This is a genomic window from Brachybacterium fresconis, from assembly GCF_017876515.1.
Lineage (GTDB): Bacteria > Actinomycetota > Actinomycetes > Actinomycetales > Dermabacteraceae > Brachybacterium > Brachybacterium fresconis.
In genome coordinates this window covers 3,109,077-3,126,373 of sequence record NZ_JAGIOC010000001.1, presented here as the reverse complement: position 1 = coordinate 3,126,373, position 17,297 = coordinate 3,109,077, and the positions used below count along the sequence as shown (strand labels likewise).

Annotated in this window: 16 protein-coding genes and 2 pseudogenes; 13 read left to right on the top strand and 5 right to left on the bottom strand. The window is 72.4% G+C overall.

Going from position 1 to position 17,297, the window contains the following annotated elements; genetic code table 11:
- Window positions 1-14 precede the first annotated feature (14 nt).
- Window positions 15-368, top strand: a pseudogene (locus tag JOF44_RS20800) (aldo/keto reductase); the annotation flags it as partial.
- A gap of 67 nt (window positions 369-435) precedes the next feature.
- The gene (locus JOF44_RS20795; protein ID WP_245349649.1) at window positions 436-585 is read left to right on the top strand and encodes a hypothetical protein; all 150 of its coding nucleotides are present in this window, start codon (window positions 436-438) and stop codon (window positions 583-585) included.
- Window positions 586-720: 135 nt separating this feature from the next.
- On the opposite strand, the gene JOF44_RS13965 is transcribed toward JOF44_RS20795, so the two are convergent.
- On the bottom strand, window positions 721-1,701 hold the full coding sequence (locus JOF44_RS13965) for an aldo/keto reductase (protein ID WP_209892593.1): 981 nt from the start codon (window positions 1,699-1,701) through the stop codon (window positions 721-723).
- 190 nt (window positions 1,702-1,891) lie between these two features.
- On the opposite strand from JOF44_RS13965, the gene JOF44_RS13960 reads away from it, so the two are divergent.
- Window positions 1,892-2,383, top strand: coding sequence for a DUF2087 domain-containing protein (locus tag JOF44_RS13960; RefSeq protein WP_209892592.1), 492 nt, complete (start codon window positions 1,892-1,894; stop codon window positions 2,381-2,383).
- A 132-nt stretch (window positions 2,384-2,515) separates the two neighbouring features.
- Here the strand turns inward: JOF44_RS13960 and JOF44_RS13955 are convergent, their stop codons facing one another.
- The 3 genes from JOF44_RS13955 to JOF44_RS13945 all read right to left on the bottom strand — a co-directional run bounded on the left by JOF44_RS13955 (window position 2,516) and on the right by JOF44_RS13945 (window position 7,199).
- Window positions 2,516-3,067, bottom strand: a complete 552-nt coding sequence (locus tag JOF44_RS13955) for a hypothetical protein (protein ID WP_209892590.1) — start codon at window positions 3,065-3,067, stop codon at window positions 2,516-2,518.
- Window positions 3,068-3,081: 14 nt separating this feature from the next.
- Window positions 3,082-4,173, bottom strand: a complete 1,092-nt coding sequence (locus JOF44_RS13950; RefSeq protein ID WP_245348874.1) for an IS110 family RNA-guided transposase — start codon at window positions 4,171-4,173, stop codon at window positions 3,082-3,084.
- A gap of 302 nt (window positions 4,174-4,475) precedes the next feature.
- Window positions 4,476-7,199, bottom strand: coding sequence for an FAD/NAD(P)-binding protein (locus tag JOF44_RS13945; protein WP_209892588.1), 2,724 nt, complete (start codon window positions 7,197-7,199; stop codon window positions 4,476-4,478).
- A 148-nt stretch (window positions 7,200-7,347) separates the two neighbouring features.
- Between JOF44_RS13945 and JOF44_RS13940 the strand changes: the two genes are divergently transcribed.
- The 9 genes and pseudogenes from JOF44_RS13940 to JOF44_RS13900 all read left to right on the top strand — a co-directional run bounded on the left by JOF44_RS13940 (window position 7,348) and on the right by JOF44_RS13900 (window position 15,889).
- A complete protein-coding gene (locus JOF44_RS13940) occupies window positions 7,348-8,385 on the top strand; it encodes an amino acid ABC transporter permease (protein ID WP_209892587.1) in 1,038 nt (345 codons plus the stop codon).
- Window positions 8,386-8,639: 254 nt separating this feature from the next.
- Window positions 8,640-9,377 (top strand): annotated as a pseudogene (locus JOF44_RS13935) (amino acid ABC transporter ATP-binding protein); the annotation flags it as partial.
- 212 nt (window positions 9,378-9,589) lie between these two features.
- A complete protein-coding gene (locus tag JOF44_RS13930) occupies window positions 9,590-10,573 on the top strand; it encodes a transporter substrate-binding domain-containing protein (RefSeq protein ID WP_209892584.1) in 984 nt (327 codons plus the stop codon).
- The gene (locus JOF44_RS13925) at window positions 10,570-11,529 is read left to right on the top strand and encodes an LLM class flavin-dependent oxidoreductase (protein ID WP_342591786.1); all 960 of its coding nucleotides are present in this window, start codon (window positions 10,570-10,572) and stop codon (window positions 11,527-11,529) included. The genes JOF44_RS13930 and JOF44_RS13925 overlap by 4 nt, the downstream gene beginning before the upstream one ends.
- Window positions 11,526-12,902, top strand: coding sequence for an LLM class flavin-dependent oxidoreductase (locus JOF44_RS13920; protein WP_209892581.1), 1,377 nt, complete (start codon window positions 11,526-11,528; stop codon window positions 12,900-12,902). The genes JOF44_RS13925 and JOF44_RS13920 overlap by 4 nt, the downstream gene beginning before the upstream one ends.
- 80 nt (window positions 12,903-12,982) lie before the next feature.
- Window positions 12,983-13,861: a helix-turn-helix domain-containing protein gene (locus JOF44_RS21185; RefSeq protein ID WP_209892579.1), complete on the top strand. Its 879-nt coding sequence runs from the start codon at window positions 12,983-12,985 to the stop codon at window positions 13,859-13,861.
- A gap of 3 nt (window positions 13,862-13,864) precedes the next feature.
- Window positions 13,865-14,299 carry a VOC family protein gene (locus JOF44_RS13910; RefSeq protein WP_209892576.1) on the top strand — a complete coding sequence of 145 codons (435 nt, stop codon included), beginning with the start codon at window positions 13,865-13,867 and terminating at the stop codon, window positions 14,297-14,299.
- 139 nt (window positions 14,300-14,438) lie between these two features.
- Window positions 14,439-15,353 carry a LysR family transcriptional regulator gene (locus JOF44_RS13905; RefSeq protein ID WP_209892573.1) on the top strand — a complete coding sequence of 305 codons (915 nt, stop codon included), beginning with the start codon at window positions 14,439-14,441 and terminating at the stop codon, window positions 15,351-15,353.
- Between the two features lie 32 nt (window positions 15,354-15,385).
- Window positions 15,386-15,889, top strand: coding sequence for a hypothetical protein (locus JOF44_RS13900; protein ID WP_245348951.1), 504 nt, complete (start codon window positions 15,386-15,388; stop codon window positions 15,887-15,889).
- Between the two features lie 323 nt (window positions 15,890-16,212).
- Here the strand turns inward: JOF44_RS13900 and JOF44_RS13895 are convergent, their stop codons facing one another.
- Entirely contained in the window at window positions 16,213-16,497 is a 285-nt protein-coding gene (locus tag JOF44_RS13895) for a YciI family protein (RefSeq protein ID WP_209892571.1), read from the bottom strand.
- Window positions 16,498-16,680: 183 nt separating this feature from the next.
- Here JOF44_RS13895 and JOF44_RS13890 point away from each other — a divergent pair, with 183 nt between their 5' ends.
- Complete coding sequence (locus tag JOF44_RS13890; protein ID WP_245348950.1) at window positions 16,681-17,295, top strand: helix-turn-helix domain-containing protein; 615 nt, start codon at window positions 16,681-16,683, stop codon at window positions 17,293-17,295.
- Window positions 17,296-17,297: the final 2 nt, after the last annotated feature.

Here is a 17,297-nt window from a genome sequence, read left to right as displayed (position 1 = left end):
CCTGGGCCTTCGCCGTGCTCGACGCCTACGTCGCTGCGGGAGGCAACTTCATCGACACGGCCGACGGCTACTCGGCCTGCGTCGAGGGGCACTCCGGCGGCGAGTCGGAGACGGTCCTGGGCGAGTGGATGGCCGAGCGCGGGAACCGCGATCAGCTGGTCATCGCCACGAAGGTGGGGTCGAAGCCGGACCGGAGGGGATTGGAGGCCGCGACCGTGGAGGCCGCACTGTCGGAGTCGCTGCAACGCCTGCAGACCGATCTGATCGACCTGTACTACCTGCATTTCGATGACGAGTCCGTGGCGATCGCCGATCAGGTGCGCACCGCCGACGGACTCGTCGCTTCCGACCGTGTGCGCCACATCGCCCTGTCGAACTTCTCCCCGGAACGCATGCGCGAATGGTTCGAGACCGCACGGCGCGGAGATCACCAGCGTGGCCCTGGCGTGGTTGCTCGCCAAGGGCGTCACAGCATCGATCGCCTCCGGTGCCGAGCAGGTGCCCGCGCTGATCGCCGCGCCGTCCCTCGTGCTGTCCGCCGCGGAGATCACCGTCCTCGACGAGGTCTCCCGACCCTTCGCCTGAACAGCGGCTCCCCTGCGTGCCGCGCCGGGCCGCGGAGCGCCGGGCCGCGGAGCGCAGGGCTGCGGAGCGAAGGGCTGCGGAGCGCGCTCAGCGAGGCCTTGTCGTGGAATGCGTCCCGACCGTCGACTCCCCCGGTCAGGCCGCGCCGACCACGCGGTGCGGGACATAAGGAGCCTCGAGCGCGGTGAGCTCCTCACCGGTCAGCTCGAGATCGAGCGCGCCGAGGGCGGCGTCGATGTGGCCGGTCTTCGTGGCGCCGACGATCGGGGAGACCACCGGATCCTTCGCGAGCAGCCAGGCCAGGGCCACCTGCACGCGCTCCACGCCGCGCTGCTCGGCGATGCGGGCGACCTGCCGGACGATCTCCCGGTCGGTGTCCTGGGTGGAGTCGTATTTCGCCGTCGCGGTGCGGTCGGTGCGGGCCCACTCGGTGTCGGCCTCCCAGTCGCGGGTCAGGCGACCGGCGGCGAGCGGGCTGTACGGGGTCGAGGCGACGCCGAGCTCGCGCAGCAGCGGCATCATCTCGCGCTCCTCCTCGCGGTACAGGAGGTTGTAGTGGTTCTGCATGGAGACGAACGTCGTCCAGCCGTTGACCTCGGCGACGTGCTGGGCCTGGAGGAACTGCCACGCGAACATGGCCGAGGCGCCGATGTAGCGCACCTTGCCCGAGCGCACCACATCGTCCAGCGCCCGCATCGTCTCCTCGATCGGGACCGAATAGTCCCAGCGGTGGATGATGTAGAGGTCGATGTAGTCGGTGCCCAGGCGGCGCAGGCTGTCCTCGACCTCCGCCAGGATCGCCTTGCGGGACAGTCCCTGGCCGTTGGGGCCATCATGCATGCGGCCGTGCACCTTGGTGGCCAGCACGATCTCCTCGCGCCGGGCGTAGTCGACCAGGGCCTTGCCGACGATCTCCTCGCTGCGTCCCAGCGAATACACGTTCGCGGTGTCGAAGAAGTTGATGCCCGCGTCGAGAGCGTGCTTGATGACCGGTCGGGACGCGCCCTCGTCGAGGACCCACTGATGGATCCACCGCTCACGGTCGCCGAACCCCATCGTTCCCAGGCAGAGCCGCGAGACATCAAGTCCGGTGCCGCCGAGCTTCACATAGTCCATGGGACGTTCCTCCTGGCGTCGGGGCTCGGGCGATCATCGCCCGCCCCGGCCATCCTCGCACCGGCCCGGCCGGGGAGGGACGCCCTGTCAGTGCCCCTCTCTCCTCGGGGCATTTCGGAAGCTCTCGTTCTGCCGGCAGCCATGACAGGCTGACGCCATCCCGCTCCCGACGACGAAAGCACTCCCGACGATGCCCACGCCCCGCGATCTGCCGTCCGCCCTGAGCCGCGCCCACATGCTGTGCGCGCTGCTCGCCGCGCCCAAGCTCCGCCGGGGGCTGGGGGCGATGCTCTCCGGCTCCGGGGCGTCGGAGGATCCGGCGGTGCGCGGGCCGCTCTCGCGCCTGGACTGGATCGACGACGACGGGGAGGTCGACGCGGCCGCGCTGCGCGACAGCGCCGAGGTGCTGGCCCTGCTGCGCTCCGGAGAGGCGATCCTGGAGGTGCCTCGGCTCCCGGAGATCCCGCAGAAGACCGAGGAGAGCCGCGAGGTCTGCGGCCGCATCGCGCGCCTGGTCTTCGAGCGCGCGGGTCGCGGACGCACGCTCAGCGAAGCGGAGTTGAACGCGGCGATCGCGATGTTCGCGCGGGATGTCGCCCTGGTGCGGCGGGATGCGGTCGATGCCGGGGTGCTCACGCGGTCGGCCGACGGCTCGACGTACCGCCTCGCCGACGCCGACTGAGAAGCAGCGTGATCCGAGAGTGCAGTTTCGGGCGCCTCACGTGCTGTTGAGGCGCCCGAAACAGCACTCTCGATCAGGAAAACACGGCCAGCGGGCGCGGGACCCGGTGCAGCGGGGCCGGCGGACCCCGCCTCAGCGCTGTCCGCCGCCCCGGAAGGCGCGAGCCGCCCGGCTGACCAGCGGGATGGCGCCGAAGATGAGGAGCCACAAGACGTCGATCCCCACCTGGTAGGCGACGACCACGGCGATGATCAGGCCGACGAGCGAGCCCAGCACGCCGAGGATCTTCGCCCCGATCCCCTTGCTGGATCCGCCACCTCCCTCTGACTCCTCCGTCCCGGGGGAACCGGAGGCGAAGTCGACTTCCTGGTCACCGCCGCGACCGTTCGCTCCCTCACCGCGGCCGTCCCCGAACCGCGGTGCCTGGTAGCTGGGCGCTTCTGTTCCGGCGTCGCCGCCGGACCGCGTGCCGTCCCCGACGTCCGAGCCGCCCCCGACATCCGAGCCGCCGCCGAAGTCCGAATCCGTGCGGGATCCGCCGTCGGATGTGCCCTGCGCCGCGGAGTCCTCCGCGCCGAAGTCGGAGGACCAGTTCGTCCCGCTCGACCCGTCACGGTCCGTGCCGCCCAGCCAGGACGGGTCCCCACCCGGGCCGCGGCCGTCCTTCCCCCCGAAGATGCTCATGGGTATCTCCTATGTCAAGCGGCTTGCCGGACGCAAGTCGTTGAGGTGGGGTTCAGTGGAATCGGGGTGTTGGCGAGGGCTTCGGCGTGGGCGTGGGTGAGAGTGCGCCAGATGCGGCGGGCGATGGCATTCTTGAGACAGCGGAGTGCTTCCATCACGGTCTTTCCCTGTTCTCGGAGTCGTTCGTAGTAGTCCTTGCCGGGCCCCTCGAGGCGAATCTGGGTCAAGGCGATACGGTGAATCGCGCAGTTCAACTGACGATTCCCGCCCCTGTTCAGACGGACCCTTCCCTCGGTCTTGCCTGACCAGACCGGGATCGGAGCGCAGCCGGCGAACATCGCGTACTTCCCGTCGTTCGCGAACCGTTCGATCCCCGCGGTCTCGGCGATGATCTTCGCGGCCGACAACTCCGCGCAGCCAGGGATCTCCAGTAGGACCGGCTCCACCTCCCGGACCATGGCACGCAGCCGCGCATCGAGCTCGCTGATCGAGTGGCAGAGCCGTTCAAGATCGGCAAGGACCATGCCTGCGATCTCCGCGACGATCCCCTCGCTCGTCTCGATCACGCCCCGCACCTGTTCCTGGGCCGGTCGATGAGTCAGCGCGCGCGGTGCCGGATCGACTTCAGGATCAAGTTCGTGCAGGTGCCAGCGCAGGCGGTTGATCACCCGGGTCCGCTCCGCGACCAGGTCCTCACGACGGGCCAGGACCAGCTTGATCTCTCGTGCCTGCTCATCGGTGAACGCGATGGGAAGATCCTCTTCCCTGGCCAGCGCACGAGCGACGGCGAGAGCATCGATCGGGTCGGACTTCCCGCGGGTGCGCGCTGCGGCGCGTTGGCGAGCCATCAGCTTCGCCGGAACTCTGACCACGGGCTCTGCGTGGGCGAGGAGGTCGCGTTCGAGCAGACCGGTGAGGTGGCGGCAATCCTCCAGCCCCCACCGACGATCCTGCTCGATGAAGCTCTTCCGGGCCCAGCGATATGCGTTCTCGTGACCGCTGTGAGTCGCGCGGACCGTGATCTGCCCGATCTGCTTGCCCGCCGCGTCGACCGCGACGAAGGTGTGCGAGTTCTTGTGGACGTCAGCGCCGATCAGGACCACCATGGCGACTGCCTCCCTTGTATTCGAGTGGGGTCGAACGGTCGGGCCGGTCGGCGGACAAACCTCAGTGGGGCAGCTGCACGCTCCTATCAAGTCACGCCGGCCGGTCCTTCCCACCCGGCGACGGCAATACCCATGCAGGCCAGCTCAACACGGAGCGGCAGCCAGGCTAAGAGCCAATCACCGGATGGAAAGGATCCAACCACCGCGACACCCGCGGCACCACCAAGCCTCACACTGACTCCAGGGTAGACGCGCCGGGCCGCAACCGCCCTGCACTTCACCCGATCCGGCATCGCCGGCGTTCACCCCACCCGCACCAGCTCCCGGCGACGCTCGTGGAGCTCCGTGCGGGTTCTCCAGCCGGCGAACAGTCCCGCGCCGGGCTCGACATGGCGGCCGTCGGCGAGGGAGCCGATCATCTCCCCGTCGTACCCGAGCCGGTGCAGCAGAACGCCGACGGCCTCGGCCGCGAGAGGATCGTCCGCGGCCACTGCCACGGCTCGTCGTCCGGGGTCCCCGCTGCCCCGGCCCTGGTCCTCGACGTCGTGGTACCCGATGTGGTTGAGCGTCTTTACCACCCGGGAGGCGTCGAGGTGCGCGGCGACCAGCTCGCTCGTGGACAGGGCGCCGCGCTGATCACCCAGGGCGATGCGCGCCTCGGCGATCGCCGCCGCGTCCTCCTCGCCCCACGGGTTGGTGGCATCGACGACGATCGCGCCGCGCAGGGCCTGCGGGTCGAGCTGGAGCGCCACGTGCAGCGGCACCGTGAGCAGAACGATGTCGCAGTCCGCCGCGAGATCCGCCGGCGCGGCCGGCGCGGCTCCGGGCAGCTTCGCGGCGAGCACGGGCGCCGGGGCGCGTCCGGCGACCCGTACCTCCATCCCCGCGCGGAGTGCGGTCCGGGCGAGTGCGCTGCCGATCCTGCCGGGCCCGAGGACCCCGAGGCGCAGCGCCCGCGCCGCGTGGCGCGGGCCCGGCTCCCTGCCCGCGGGCGCCCCGTGCCAGGAGCGCGCCGCTGCCGCGCTCCCGTCGGTCGTCCCCTCAGCCCCGTCGTGCTCGCGACCGACGCCGACGGGGCGACGGGACGCCTCCCACCGGGTGAGGGCGCTCTCCAGCACGTCCCGGGCGAGGGCGTCGTTGCGCCGGTGGCAGGGCGCGTTGGTGCGGGGCCGGGCGAAGGCGCCGATCGGCAGCTCGGAGGTCCAAGGGCCGACGGCCCACAGCGTGTCGTGGATCGTGCCGTCGGGGGCGATCACGCGGGATCCGGCGTCGATCTCGAGCTTGCCTGCGGCAGCCGCCGATTCCCGCCCCACCGCGGCCGCTCCCCCGGCGACGAGATGGCGCAGCAGCGGGTTGGTGGACTCCGCCAGCGAGGATTCGGGCAGGAAGGCGTCGACCAGCGCCGTGGCCTCGACCTCGGTGCCGACGCCCCCGCGGGCGACGAAGCGACCGGTGGCGTCGTCGGCCGTCACCACCGTGCGGGGCCCGAGGAAGGAGACCACCCCGGCGCGCTCGAGGGCGAGCAGCTGGTGCAGGCGATGTGGGGGCGGGCCCGAGTCGACGAAGCTGAACAGCGAATGCCACCAGCGCGGGTGGTCGCCGCGGGAGCTCTCGCGCAGCCGCGTGGTGGGCAGCTGGTCGACGAGGACCCCGTGCAGGCGCAGCAGCAGCTGGAACAGCATCCGGGCGGAGGTGACATCTCCCTGGGTGCGCTCGCGCAGGTCGTCCTCGATGTGGCGGACGACTGCATCTCGGGCCGCCTGCGATGCGGCGTCAGGGTCGAGCGATGCCCGCGAGTCGGCCAGCCCGGCGAGAGGGTCGTCCAGCCAGGCCAGCGGCTCCTGGCCGGGTGCGGCGACGGGCGCGTCGGGGACCCAGTGGGCGATCTCGGCGGCGATCAGGGGCACGACGTCGGTGCGGAGGTCGAGGCGACCGTCCGAGTCCTCGCGCTCCCGCAGCGCCGAGGCGGTGACGTGGACGAGCTCGCCCAGGGACGTGGGCTCCCCCTCGTCGCGCACCTTGGAGTGGTAGGGCACGCCGCGGCGGGAGCCGACGTGCAGGTGGGGTTCGCGACCGGAGGGGAGGTAGCGCAGGCGGTCGGTCTCCCCGGGCAGCGGATCGGTCTCGAAGCTGCCGCCGCGGCCCTCGGTGAGCAGGGCCATGAGATCGATGAAGCCCAGCCCCATGCCGCGCACGATGGTCTCCTGGCCCGCGGCGAGCTGGTCGAGGTGGGCGTCGCCGGCCTGCGAGGGCGGAAGATATGCGCCGCCGTGGCGACGGGCGAAGGCTGCCAGCTCGTGGCGGGCGGGCGAGGGGCGGGCGTCGGTGTGTCCGGCGGCCAGGACCAGCAGGTCCGCCGGCAGGGGCGCGCGGTCGTCGAGCTCGACGCTCCATCCCGCGCTGTCGTCGGCGCGGGGCACGGTGGTGGCGGCGGCGCGATGCGTGGCGGCGGTGGCGTCGGGGGCGCTATGCACGGCAGTGGCGGTGGTGCGGTGCACGGCAGTGGCGGTGGCGCGATGCACGGCAGTGGCGGTGGTGCGGTGCACGGTGACGGTGACCGTCGCGGGCAGGGCGGCGAGCACCTGGCCGAGGAACCATTCGAGGTAGAGGGCCTGGACGCGGCGGCCGGCGAAGCTGGTGGGCCCGATCGCCTCGATCTCCGCCAGACGGGCGGTGCCGGCGGTGGGGGCGGTGAGAGTGCCCTCCCGGATCCCGGCGGCCCATTCGGCGAGCGAGGGGCCGGCGACGACGGGGCCGTCGATCTCCACGGTGTCGTCGGTGAAGATCGAGACGTCGGCGGCGCGGGAGTTCATCAGCAGCAGGGGGCTCTCGACGGCGCGCCAGATCCTCCCGGCACCCGGCATGTGCGGGTCGACGATGTCCACGTGCAGCGGAGCACCCTCCAGACGAGCGGCCTGTTCGGGCAGGGCGGCACGGGCGGCGAGGCGTTCGAGCACGCCGATCGCGCGCGGCCCTCCGCCGACGATGACGAGACGGGTGCCCGCGGTCCTGACCGGGAAGTTCATCCGGTGGATCCCTTCTGACGAGATTCTGTGTCGCACTGTGACCGCCCATAGCGTCCACCTTGCATCTTCATTAGCTTCGCTTATACCGTCGGGCCGTGCAAGCCGGGACCGCCCCGGCGTTCATGCACTGTCACGGAAGGCATCGCCCATGACCCCCTCCGCCGTCTCCACCGAGACCGCACGCCACGTGCCCCCGGCCGCTCCGGCCCCCGAGCACGCCTCGGCGACGGGAGCCGCCGCGATGCCGTGCCCGCCCTCGACCGCCGAGCGGGAGGACCTCTCCCGGCTGCGGGTGGTGCCGGCCCGGCACCCCGGTCGTACAGTGCTCGCCGTGGTCGTGGGCCTGGTCGTCGCCGCGGTCGCCTACTCCTTCGTGACCAACCCGCGCTGGGAGTGGGGCGTGGTGGCCCAGTGGTTCCTGGCCGAATCGATCCTCCGCGGCCTGCTGGAGACGCTGAAGCTCACCGCGCTCTCCGGTGTGCTCGGCTTCTCCCTGGGCCTCGTCCTCGCCCTGATGCGCCTGTCCCCCTCCGGGCTGATCTCGGGGGTGAGCTGGACGTTCTCCTGGATCTTCCGCTCCACGCCCCTGCTGGTGCAGCTGCTGCTGTGGTACAACCTCGGCTACCTCTACGAGCGCATCACGCTCGGCATCCCGCTGACGGACGTGACCCTGCTCGACGCCCGCACCAGCACTCTGATGACCCCGATGCTGGCGGCGACCCTGGGCCTGGGACTGCACCAGGCGGCCTACGCGGCGGAGCTGATCCGCGGCGGGATCCTGTCGGTGGACCAGGGGCAGCTGGAGGCCGCCAGCGCCCTGGGCATCCCGGCCCGCGACCGATCCCTGCGGATCGTGATGCCGCAGGCGATGCGGGCGATCCTGCCCACCGCGTTCAACGAGATCATCGGCCTGGTCAAGGGCACCTCGATCGTGTACGTGCTCGCCCACGCGGAGCTGTTCTTCACCGTCCAGCTGATCTATGGGCGCACCCAGCAGGTGCTGCCGATGCTGCTGGTCGCGACCCTCTGGTACGTCGTGATCACCTCGCTGCTCTCGATCGGGCAGTACTACATCGAGCGCCACTACGCCAAGGGCGCCGTGCGGAATCTGCCGCCGACGCCGCTGCAGAGCCTGCGCGCCCGCCTGACCCGTCACCGCCCCACCCCGAAGGGAGCCCTCGCATGACCCTCCTGGATTCCCTGCGCCGCACCGTCGGTCGCAGCAGCAGCCCGGCGGAGCCCCCGGAGCCCCGCCCGCCCGCGGCCCCCGGGAAGCGAGATCCGTCCAGATCCCCGGATGCTTCCGGATCCGCGGATGCTTCGGGTTCCCCGCACGATTCGAGGTCCCCGCACGATGCGGGACCCCCGGACGCTTCCGGAGCACCCGAGAGCCTCGGACCGGCGACGCACACGCGCCCGCCGCGCGCCGGGCTGGTCGAGATCCGCGACGTGCACAAGTCCTTCGGCGACCTCGAGGTGCTGCGCGGGATCGATCTGACCCTCCGCCCCGGCTCGGTCACCGCGATCCTGGGCCCCTCCGGCTCCGGCAAGTCGACGCTGCTGCGCACGATCAACCATCTCGAACCCGTCGGCCGCGGACTCATCAGCGTGGACGGCGAGGTGATCGGGTACCGCCGCGACGGCGACCTGCTGCACGAGCTGCCCGAGCGCGAAGTGCTGCAGCAGCGCACCACGATCGGCATGGTCTTCCAGGCCTTCAACCTGTTCGGGCACATGACGGCGCTGCAGAACGTCGCGGAGGCCCCGCGCCGCGCGCTGGGCACGCCTCGGCGCCGGGCCGAGGCCCGGGCCCGGGAGCTGCTCGAGCTGGTGGGACTGGCCGAGAAGGCCGGCGCCTATCCTCGCCAGCTCTCCGGCGGTCAGCAGCAGCGCGTGGCGATCGCCCGGGCGCTGGCGCTGGACCCGACGGTGCTGCTGTTCGACGAGCCCACCAGCGCCCTGGACCCCGAGCTGGTCGAGGAGGTGCTCGCGGTGATCCGATCACTCGCCCGGGCCGGCACGACGCTGGTGATCGTCACCCACGAGGTCTCCTTCGCCCGCGACGTCGCCGACACGGTCGTGTTCATGGACCACGGCGTGATCGTCGAGCAGGGTCCGCCCGCCCAGGTCATCGACCACCCCGCCCAGGAGCGCACCCGCACCTTCCTCCAGCGCGTGCGCCCCGGAGGGCCGACGCCGTCGCCCAGCATCTCGCCCGACGACGCGACGGCGCCCGACCACGTCCGTGCCGCAGCGGCACCGCCCACCGAGGGGAGGGCCGCCGCGGCGGCGCCCGACGCGACCGATTCGTCGACCGTCCCGTCGGCCCGTCCCGCGCCCGCCCCGTCGGCCGCCCCCTTCCCGCCCAGCACTCTTCTCGAGGACCCCCGATGACCCCACGCCTGCTCACTCGCCGCACCCTGACGGCCTCCGGCCTGCTGCTGCCCGCCTCCCTGCTCGCCGCCTGCTCCGACCCGGTCCCCGCGGCCTCCGCAGACGGATCCGGGGCCTCCGACGGCGGGGGCGATGACGGTCCCGCCCTGGACACCTCCGGCGATCAGGAGCTCATCCGCGCGGAGAAGAACGAGGAGGTCGCCGCCCTGCTGCCGGCCGAGATCGCCGAGTCCGGTGTGCTGCGGGTGGGCATCAACGGCACCAGTTCAGCGCCGCTGTCGTTCCTGGCGGACGACAACGAGACCTACATCGGCTCCGAGATCGACATCGCCCGGATCGTGGCCGACACCCTCGGCCTCGAGTTCCAGCTCAAGCTGACCACCTGGGAGAACTGGCCGATGAAGCTCGAAGCCGGGGACTTCGACGTGGTCCACGCCAATATCGGCATCAACGCTCAGCGCCTGAAGAAGTTCGACTTCGCCTCCTATCGCGCCGCGTACATGGCGTTCCTGGCGCAGGCGGACGCCGACTTCTACCTGGAGGACGCCGACTCGCTCAGCGGCCGGATCATCGCCGTCGGCAACGCGACCAATCAGGAACAGATCCTCATCGACTGGAACGCCGAGCTGGAGGCCGCCGGCAAGGAGCCGGCCCAGCTGAAGAACTACTCCACCAACGCCGACACGCTGCTGGCTCTCGGGGCCGGTCGGGTGGACGGCTACCTCTCCCCCTTCCCCTCGCTGTCGTTCATCACCGCACGCCGAGACGACGTCGAGGTGCAGGGCAAGATCAACGCCGGCTGGCCCGACGAGACGCTGGTCGCCGCCACCTTCCCCGCCGGCAGCGGCCTCGTCGGCCCCTACGCCGCGGCGCTGAACGCCCTGATCGACAACGGCGTCTACGGCCAGGTCCTCGAGCGCTGGAACCTGACCGAGGAAGCCCTCCCCGCATCCCGCGCCCACACCCAGGAGAATCCGTGAGCACCACGACATCCCACTCCGCCGCGTCGACCCCGCCGGTGCTTGCGGTCGACCTGGTCACGGACCCCGCCCTGCTGGCCGGCCTCGCCGATCTCGCCCAGGGGCTCGAAGCCGCCGGCATCGGCGCCCTGACCCTCAGCGACGGCGGGCTGCACCCGATCCACGTCGCCTCCCACCTGGCGCCGGTGACCGACGACATCGCTCTGCTGCCCCGCACCGACGCCGTCTACGTCGAACCGTTCCACCTGGCCACGCAGCTGATGAGCCTCGATCACCTCTCCCACGGCCGCGCCGGCTGGCTGCTGACGGCCGAGACCGACCCCGCCGTGCCGGCGGCCGTCGGGCGCTCCACCCTCGGCCTGCAGGCCACCGCCCGCGAGGCGGCCGACGTGCTCGAGGCCTCCCGCCTGCTCTGGGACTCCTGGGCGCCCGACGCGGTGGTGCGCGACGTCGAGCACGGCGTGTACGTCGACGCCGCCCGCCTGCAGTACGCCGACTTCACCGGCGAGACCTTCGCCGTGCGCGGGCCCGCGATCACCCCGCGCTCCCCGCAGGGCCTGCTCCCGGTGCTCGTGGCCGACACCGACCGGGCAGCGGCCGGCGAGCGCGCCGCCACCGAGCTGGCCGACGGGCGTGCCCTGGACCTCGACATCTCCGGCGGCGCCCGCCCCGAACAGCTGGCCGCACGGATCCGCGAGGCCACCAGCGAGGCGGGCGTCGTCGGCGGGAGCAGGGCCGTGCGCCTCGTGCGGCTGGTGGGACTGGATCTCGAGACCGACCCGCTGGGCACGGTCGCCGAGCTCGCCGCCGGCCTGCACACACAGGGCCTGATCGCCCCCGCCCCGCAGCCCGGGACCAGCCTGCGCGAGCGGTTCGGCCTCGCACCCGCCCTCTTCGACCTCGACCCGGCGCGCCGCTCCGATCGCGCGCGCCTGAGCAGCAAGGAGCCCGCATGAGTTCCACCTCGACCCCGGCCCTCCCCGACGCCGCGCTCTCCGCCGAGGCGGCCGCACTGGCGACCGGGCCCGCCGCACACCCGATCCACCCCGACCACACCCCCACCGGGCAGCTCGCCTTCGGCGCCTTCTTCCAGGGCGTGAACTCCTCGACCATCTGGCGCCTGCCGGACAGCGGCGACCAGGTGGCCTGGGAGTCCTTCGACTCCCTGGTCCGCACCGCCGAGCGCGGGAAGTTCGCGGCCTTCTTCCTGGGTGAGGGCCTGCGGCTGCGCGAGCACCGCGGAGTGCCCTTCGAGCTCGACGTGGCCGGACGTCCCGATGCCCAGACCCTGCTCGCGGCGCTGGCAGCGGTCACCGAGAAGATCGGGCTGGTGGCCACGCAGAACACCACCTACAACGACCCGGTGGATCTCGCCCGCCGCCTGCAGACCCTCGACCTGCTCTCCGCCGGCCGCGCCGGGTGGAACATCGTGACCACCGACAACGCCTGGACCGGGGAGAACTTCCGCCGCGGCGGCTACCTCGACCACGCCGACAGGTACGTCCACGCCGAGGCCTTCGTGCGCGTGGCCGAGCAGTACTGGGGCGGAGAGACGATCGACCACGACGGCGCCCACTACTCGGTGCGGGCACAGGGCGATCTGCCCCGCTCGGCGCAGGGCCGGCCGGTGCTGTTCCAGGCCGGGGCCTCCCCCGCAGGGCAGGACTTCGCCGCCCGCACGGCCGACGTCGTCTTCTCCCCGCACGGCACCCTCGAGGCGGCGGTCGATTTCCGCCGCAGCGTGACCGGGCGCGTGGTCGCCGCAGGTCGCGACCCGGCCGCCGTGAAGATCCTGCCCGGAGCGGAGATCATCCTCGCCCCCACCGAGGCGGAGGCCGAGGAGAAGGTGCGATGGGTGCGGGACCTGCAGGTCGGCCCCGAGCAGGCGATCGCCCTGCTCGAGCAGTACTGGGGCCGGGACCTCTCCGCCTTCGACCCCGACGGGCCGCTGCCGGACGTGGCCCCGGAGGTGTCCGAATCCGGGGTGACCCGCGGGGCCGGGTTCCAGTTCGCGAAGGCCGAGGAGCTCACCCGCGCCTGGCGGGAGGAGGCCGCCGCGAAGGGGCAGTCGATCCTGGAGTTCGCCCGGGTCAAGGCCGGGGCGCGCCGGGGCACCTTCACCGGCAGCTACGACGCGGTCGCCGATCGCCTCGTGGAGTTCGCGCGTCTGGGGGCGATCGACGGCTTGAACATCACCCCGTGGCTGATCCCCTCGGGGCTCGACGACATCGTCGATCACCTCGTCCCCCGCCTGCAGGAACGCGGCGCCTATCCCGCCGACTACGCGGGTTCCACCCTGCGGGAGAACCTGGGGCTGGATCCGGCCTGAGGGCGGGGGCCCGGCGCGCCGGGCGGCCCGGGGGTCGACAGCCCCTTGCCGTTCACGGGGACCGGCGTGATCCTGGGACGGTGAGCGATCATGCCGCGCGGCCCGCCACGCTCGAGTTCGCGAGAGTGGCGCCCGGTGCGATGCCCGGTCTCCGCAGCGGATCCGCCTACCGTGCCCGAGGCCTGGAACCGGGCGTGCACCACGGCCTGCCGAGCACCACCCTCACCATGATCGTCAGCCTCGACGGACCCGTCTTCGGCGCCTGGGAGGAGGGCGCACTGGGGTCGCCGGCCGGATTCCGCGCCGACCTGGTCCTGGCGGGCATGCACACCGCGCCGATCCTCATCGAGCAGCCCACCCGCCAGGAAGGCATCCAGCTGCAGGTCGATCCGCTCGCGGCACGGGCCCTGTTCGGGGTGCGCGCGGCGGATCTCGTCGGCGGATTCGACGGCACCGAGGTGCTCGGTCGATCCGGACGTGACCTGTGGGAGCAGGTCGGGGAGTCCTCCGGGTGGCCGGAGCGCGCCGAGCGGATCGCCCGCACATTCCGCTCCTGGTGCGCCGCCCCGTCCTCGGGCGCCGGGCACGTCCGCGCTGAGGTGGCCGAGGCGTGGCGCCTCGTGCTCGCCAGCGAGGGACGGATCCAAATGGACGCTCTCGCGGGCCACGTGGCGCTGTCCCCGCGGCAACTGCGCACCGAGTTCACCGGGGAGTTCGGGCTCGGAGTGAAGAGCGCGGCCCGACTGGCCCGCTTCGAGGCGGCGCTCGCGACGATCGCCGGGACCGTCCACGCGGATCGCACCCCTGATCTCGCCGGCATCGCCGCCGATGCCGGATATGCCGATCACGCCCATCTCACCCGAGAGTTCCGGCGATTCACGGGAGCAGCCCCCAGCGCGTGGATCCGGGAGGAACGCCGAAACCTTCAAGCGGGAGGGCACGGCACCGCGCAGGATTGAGGCATGGACATCACGACCGGCCCCACGCCTTCGACCCGCGTCTACGTCGCCTTCCAGGCCCACGACGCCCGCGCCGAGATCCGCTTCCTGTGCGACGTGCTCGGCTTCGTCGAGACCCTCGTCGTCCCCGGGGAGGGCGACACGATCGCGCACGCCCAGCTGGACTGGCCCGGCGGCGGCGCCGTCATGCTCGGGACCCATCGGCCGGGCGCGGAGTACCAGCGCGAGCCCGGGACGCTGGGCGCCTACCTGGTCCTCGACGACGCCGGCCTCGACGCCCTGCTGACCCGCGCCCAGGCAGAGCGCTCGGGAGCCCGGATCGTCCAGCCGCTGCAGAACAGGGACCACGGCGGGCGGGAGCTCACCCTCGCTGATCCGGAGGGGAACCTGTGGTCCCTCGGCACCTATCCGGGCGAGCCGGCCGCGGCAGGGCGCTGATTCCCGACCCCTCGGGCTCCTCTGGCTCCTCGCGCTCCGTCCTGGGTCCTGAGGATCTGGACCGTCCAGGTCCAGGGGATCTGAGCAGGGTGTCCCAACCCATAAGCAGGGCTTGCCACCGGCGTCTAGAATGGACGGCATGGATCCTCGTCGACTTCTCATCTTCCGCACCGTGGTGCGCAACGGCTCGATCGGTGCCGGCGCCCGCGAGCTGGGATGGACCCAGCCCGCGGTGTCCCAGCACCTCGCCGCGCTGGAGAAGGAGGTCGGCACCCAGCTGCTGCTGCGCTCCTCCTCCGGGATCACCCCCACCGAGGCCGGCGGCCGCCTCGCCGCGCACGCCGAGGCGATCGCGGCCCAGATGCACGCGGCCGAGGAGGAGCTGGCGGACCTCACGGCGCTGCGCCGCGGCACCGTGAAGTTCGGGACGTTCCCCTCCGCCGCCGCGGTGCTGCTGCCGCCGGTGCTCGCGCGCCTGACCGAGACCGCCCCCGACCTCGAGGTCACCTTCGACGAGCTCGAGCCGCCGGACGCGGTCCCGGCCGTCCGCGAAGGGGACCTCGATCTCGCCCTGGTGTTCCGCTACCCCTGCAGCGACATCGGCGACGAGGGCACCCTGGAGTGGACCCCGCTGATGGAGGACCGGGTGATGGCGGTGCTGCCGCGCGATCACCCGCGGGCCCACGATCCGTCCCTGACCCTCGGCGATCTCGCGGAGGAGTCGTGGATCGCGGGCTGCGAACGCTGCCGGGCGAACCTGCTCAGCAGCGCCCGACGGGCCGGCTTCGTGCCGAAGGTGCGCCACTCGACCGACGACTCGATCGTCGTCCAGCGGCTGATCCTGCACGGCGGCGGCGTCGCCCTGATGCCGGAGACCACGCTCGAGGCCGCCCCCATCGCGGACGTGGTGGTGCGCGAGCTGCCGGACCTCGACAACCGCATGATCGGGCTGCTCAACCGGCGCGGCGCGCAGTCGATCCCGGCGGTCGCCGCCCTGCGCGATGCCCTGGTGGCCGAGACGAACACCCGCCTCACCACCGCCGCGATGATCTGAGGACGCCCAGCCGACCCTCGTATCCTGGCACCATGACCAGCCCTGACACCCCCGGATCGCCCGGGCCCCGCCGCGGCGGTGCGCCCTTGCGGGCGTGGACGCGCTCGGTCCTGCTGCTGCTCGGCGGTGCGCTCGCCACGGTGCTGCTGGTGCTGGCCGATCAGCTGATCGCCGCGATCGCCGTGGCCGTGTTCTCGCTGTTCATGGCCTACTGGACCAGCCCGCTGCGCAGCGGGCCGCATGCCCCGCTCGAGACCGCCCTCGCGCGGCGCGCCGATGACGTGGTGATCATCCTGTGGGCACCGGGAAATCCGCTCTCCGCACGGCTGCAGACCGCGATCCGCGGCGAGCGCGACGACGTGGTCTGGGTGAACGTGTACCAGGATCCGCGGGCCCAGCAGCTGCTCGCCGAGCACGGCGGTGCGGCGGCGGCACCGCTGGTGATCGTCGGCGACCAGATGACGGCCGCGGCGACCGTCGCCCAGCTCCTGGAGCTGCAGGAGGCCGGGCGCCGACGCGCCGCCGGCGACGGCTGACCCGCACCGATGGCCCAGGGCGAGAGCACTCGAACACCCCGCCCCGCGCACGCCATTGACCCCGCCCCGCGCACGCCGTTGCGCGCCCCACTTCCACGCACGGAAGCACAGCGCACAATGGCGCCGAGACACGAGCCGGGGAGGCGGACCGGCCGGCGAGGCGAGCACCGCTCCATCCGCCATTGCGCGCCACACTTCCACGAACGGAAGCACAGCGCACAATGGCGCCGAGACACGAGCCGGAGAAGCGGACCGACCGGCGAGGCGAGCACCGGGCTACCGGGGGCAGCCACCGAACTCACCCCGGGCTCAGGCCACCGAACTCAGGCACCGGGGACCTCGCCGATCACGACGGTCCACTCCCGGGCCACGCGGTCGATGATCACGCCCTCGCGCTTGAAGGGGTCGCCGTCGAGCTTGGCCAGGGCGTCCTCCTCGGAATCCGCCGTCACGATCAGCAGGCCGCCCGGGCCGCCGCCGAGCGGGCCGGACAGCAGCAGCGTGCCCTCGCGGTGCAGTTCGCTGAGGTGCTCGCGGTGCTCGGGGCGGTAGATGGCGACCCGGTCGGCATCGTCGGTGTAGGTGTACTGGACGGCGAAGAGGGCCACGGTCGCTCCTGGGTGCTCGAGGGATGACGGGACCGGGCGGCCAGGCCGACGATGGCCGACCACCCGGCAGATCCGTGCCCATCGTGCCGCATGCGCGCCGCGACCCGGCGCACGGTCCAGAACGGATCATCGTTCCGCCGTCCCGTTGTTCCGTTATTCCGTACTTCCGGATATGCTGATTCCATGATGGCGCCCGAGGACCCCTCTCCCGACGAGCTGCTCGCACGCGTCAGCGCGCTCGAGGAGCGGGTCGCCGCGATGGAGGCGGGCTCCCCCGGCGCCGACGGGGAACGCACCCCGGGCACCGCCTCCGACGGCTCTGCCCCGACCGCGGCGTCCGGTGCCCCTGTCACCCCGCCAGCCTCCTCCGCGCCGACTCCACCGACCGACGAAGAGGACCCGTTCTGGGCCCTGACCTCCCTGAAAGCACATGCCCCCACCCCTGGGGCGGTGGTCTTCGCCGGTGCGGTCGACGTCGGCGCCGGGCACCTCGAGTACCAGTGGGGCCGCCCCACCGAGCACCTGCTGGGCACGGACTGGGCCGAGCACGCCGAATCGGTCGCGGCGCTCGGCCACCCGCTGCGTCTGGCGATGCTGCGGCGCCTGCTGGACGGGGAGCACACCGTCGCCCAGCTCGTCGACGAGCTCGAGCTGGGCTCGACCGGCGTCGCCTACCACCATCTCTCCGCCCTGCAGAGCGGCGGCTGGGTGACCACCCCGCGCCGTGGCAGCTGGGCCCTCGCGACCCCGCGCGTGGTGCCTCTGCTGGCCATCATCACCGCACTCGAGAAGGGCTGAGC

What these genes read in the sequence shown, in the direction of transcription:
- JOF44_RS13930 (WP_209892584.1), top strand. Translation starts at nt 9,590, where the DNA reads ATGACCCCACGCCTGCTCACTCGCCGCACCCTGACGGCCTCCGGCCTG.
- JOF44_RS13905 (WP_209892573.1), top strand. Translation starts at nt 14,439, where the DNA reads ATGGATCCTCGTCGACTTCTCATCTTCCGCACCGTGGTGCGCAACGGC.
- JOF44_RS13900 (WP_245348951.1), top strand. Translation starts at nt 15,386, where the DNA reads ATGACCAGCCCTGACACCCCCGGATCGCCCGGGCCCCGCCGCGGCGGT.
- JOF44_RS13890 (WP_245348950.1), top strand. Translation starts at nt 16,681, where the DNA reads ATGATGGCGCCCGAGGACCCCTCTCCCGACGAGCTGCTCGCACGCGTC.
- JOF44_RS13950 (WP_245348874.1), bottom strand. Translation starts at nt 4,173, where the DNA reads ATGGTGGTCCTGATCGGCGCTGACGTCCACAAGAACTCGCACACCTTC.
- JOF44_RS13910 (WP_209892576.1), top strand. Translation starts at nt 13,865, where the DNA reads ATGGACATCACGACCGGCCCCACGCCTTCGACCCGCGTCTACGTCGCC.
- JOF44_RS13960 (WP_209892592.1), top strand. Translation starts at nt 1,892, where the DNA reads ATGCCCACGCCCCGCGATCTGCCGTCCGCCCTGAGCCGCGCCCACATG.
- JOF44_RS13940 (WP_209892587.1), top strand. Translation starts at nt 7,348, where the DNA reads ATGACCCCCTCCGCCGTCTCCACCGAGACCGCACGCCACGTGCCCCCG.
- JOF44_RS13955 (WP_209892590.1), bottom strand. Translation starts at nt 3,067, where the DNA reads ATGAGCATCTTCGGGGGGAAGGACGGCCGCGGCCCGGGTGGGGACCCG.
- JOF44_RS13945 (WP_209892588.1), bottom strand. Translation starts at nt 7,199, where the DNA reads ATGAACTTCCCGGTCAGGACCGCGGGCACCCGTCTCGTCATCGTCGGC.
- JOF44_RS13965 (WP_209892593.1), bottom strand. Translation starts at nt 1,701, where the DNA reads ATGGACTATGTGAAGCTCGGCGGCACCGGACTTGATGTCTCGCGGCTC.
- JOF44_RS13920 (WP_209892581.1), top strand. Translation starts at nt 11,526, where the DNA reads ATGAGTTCCACCTCGACCCCGGCCCTCCCCGACGCCGCGCTCTCCGCC.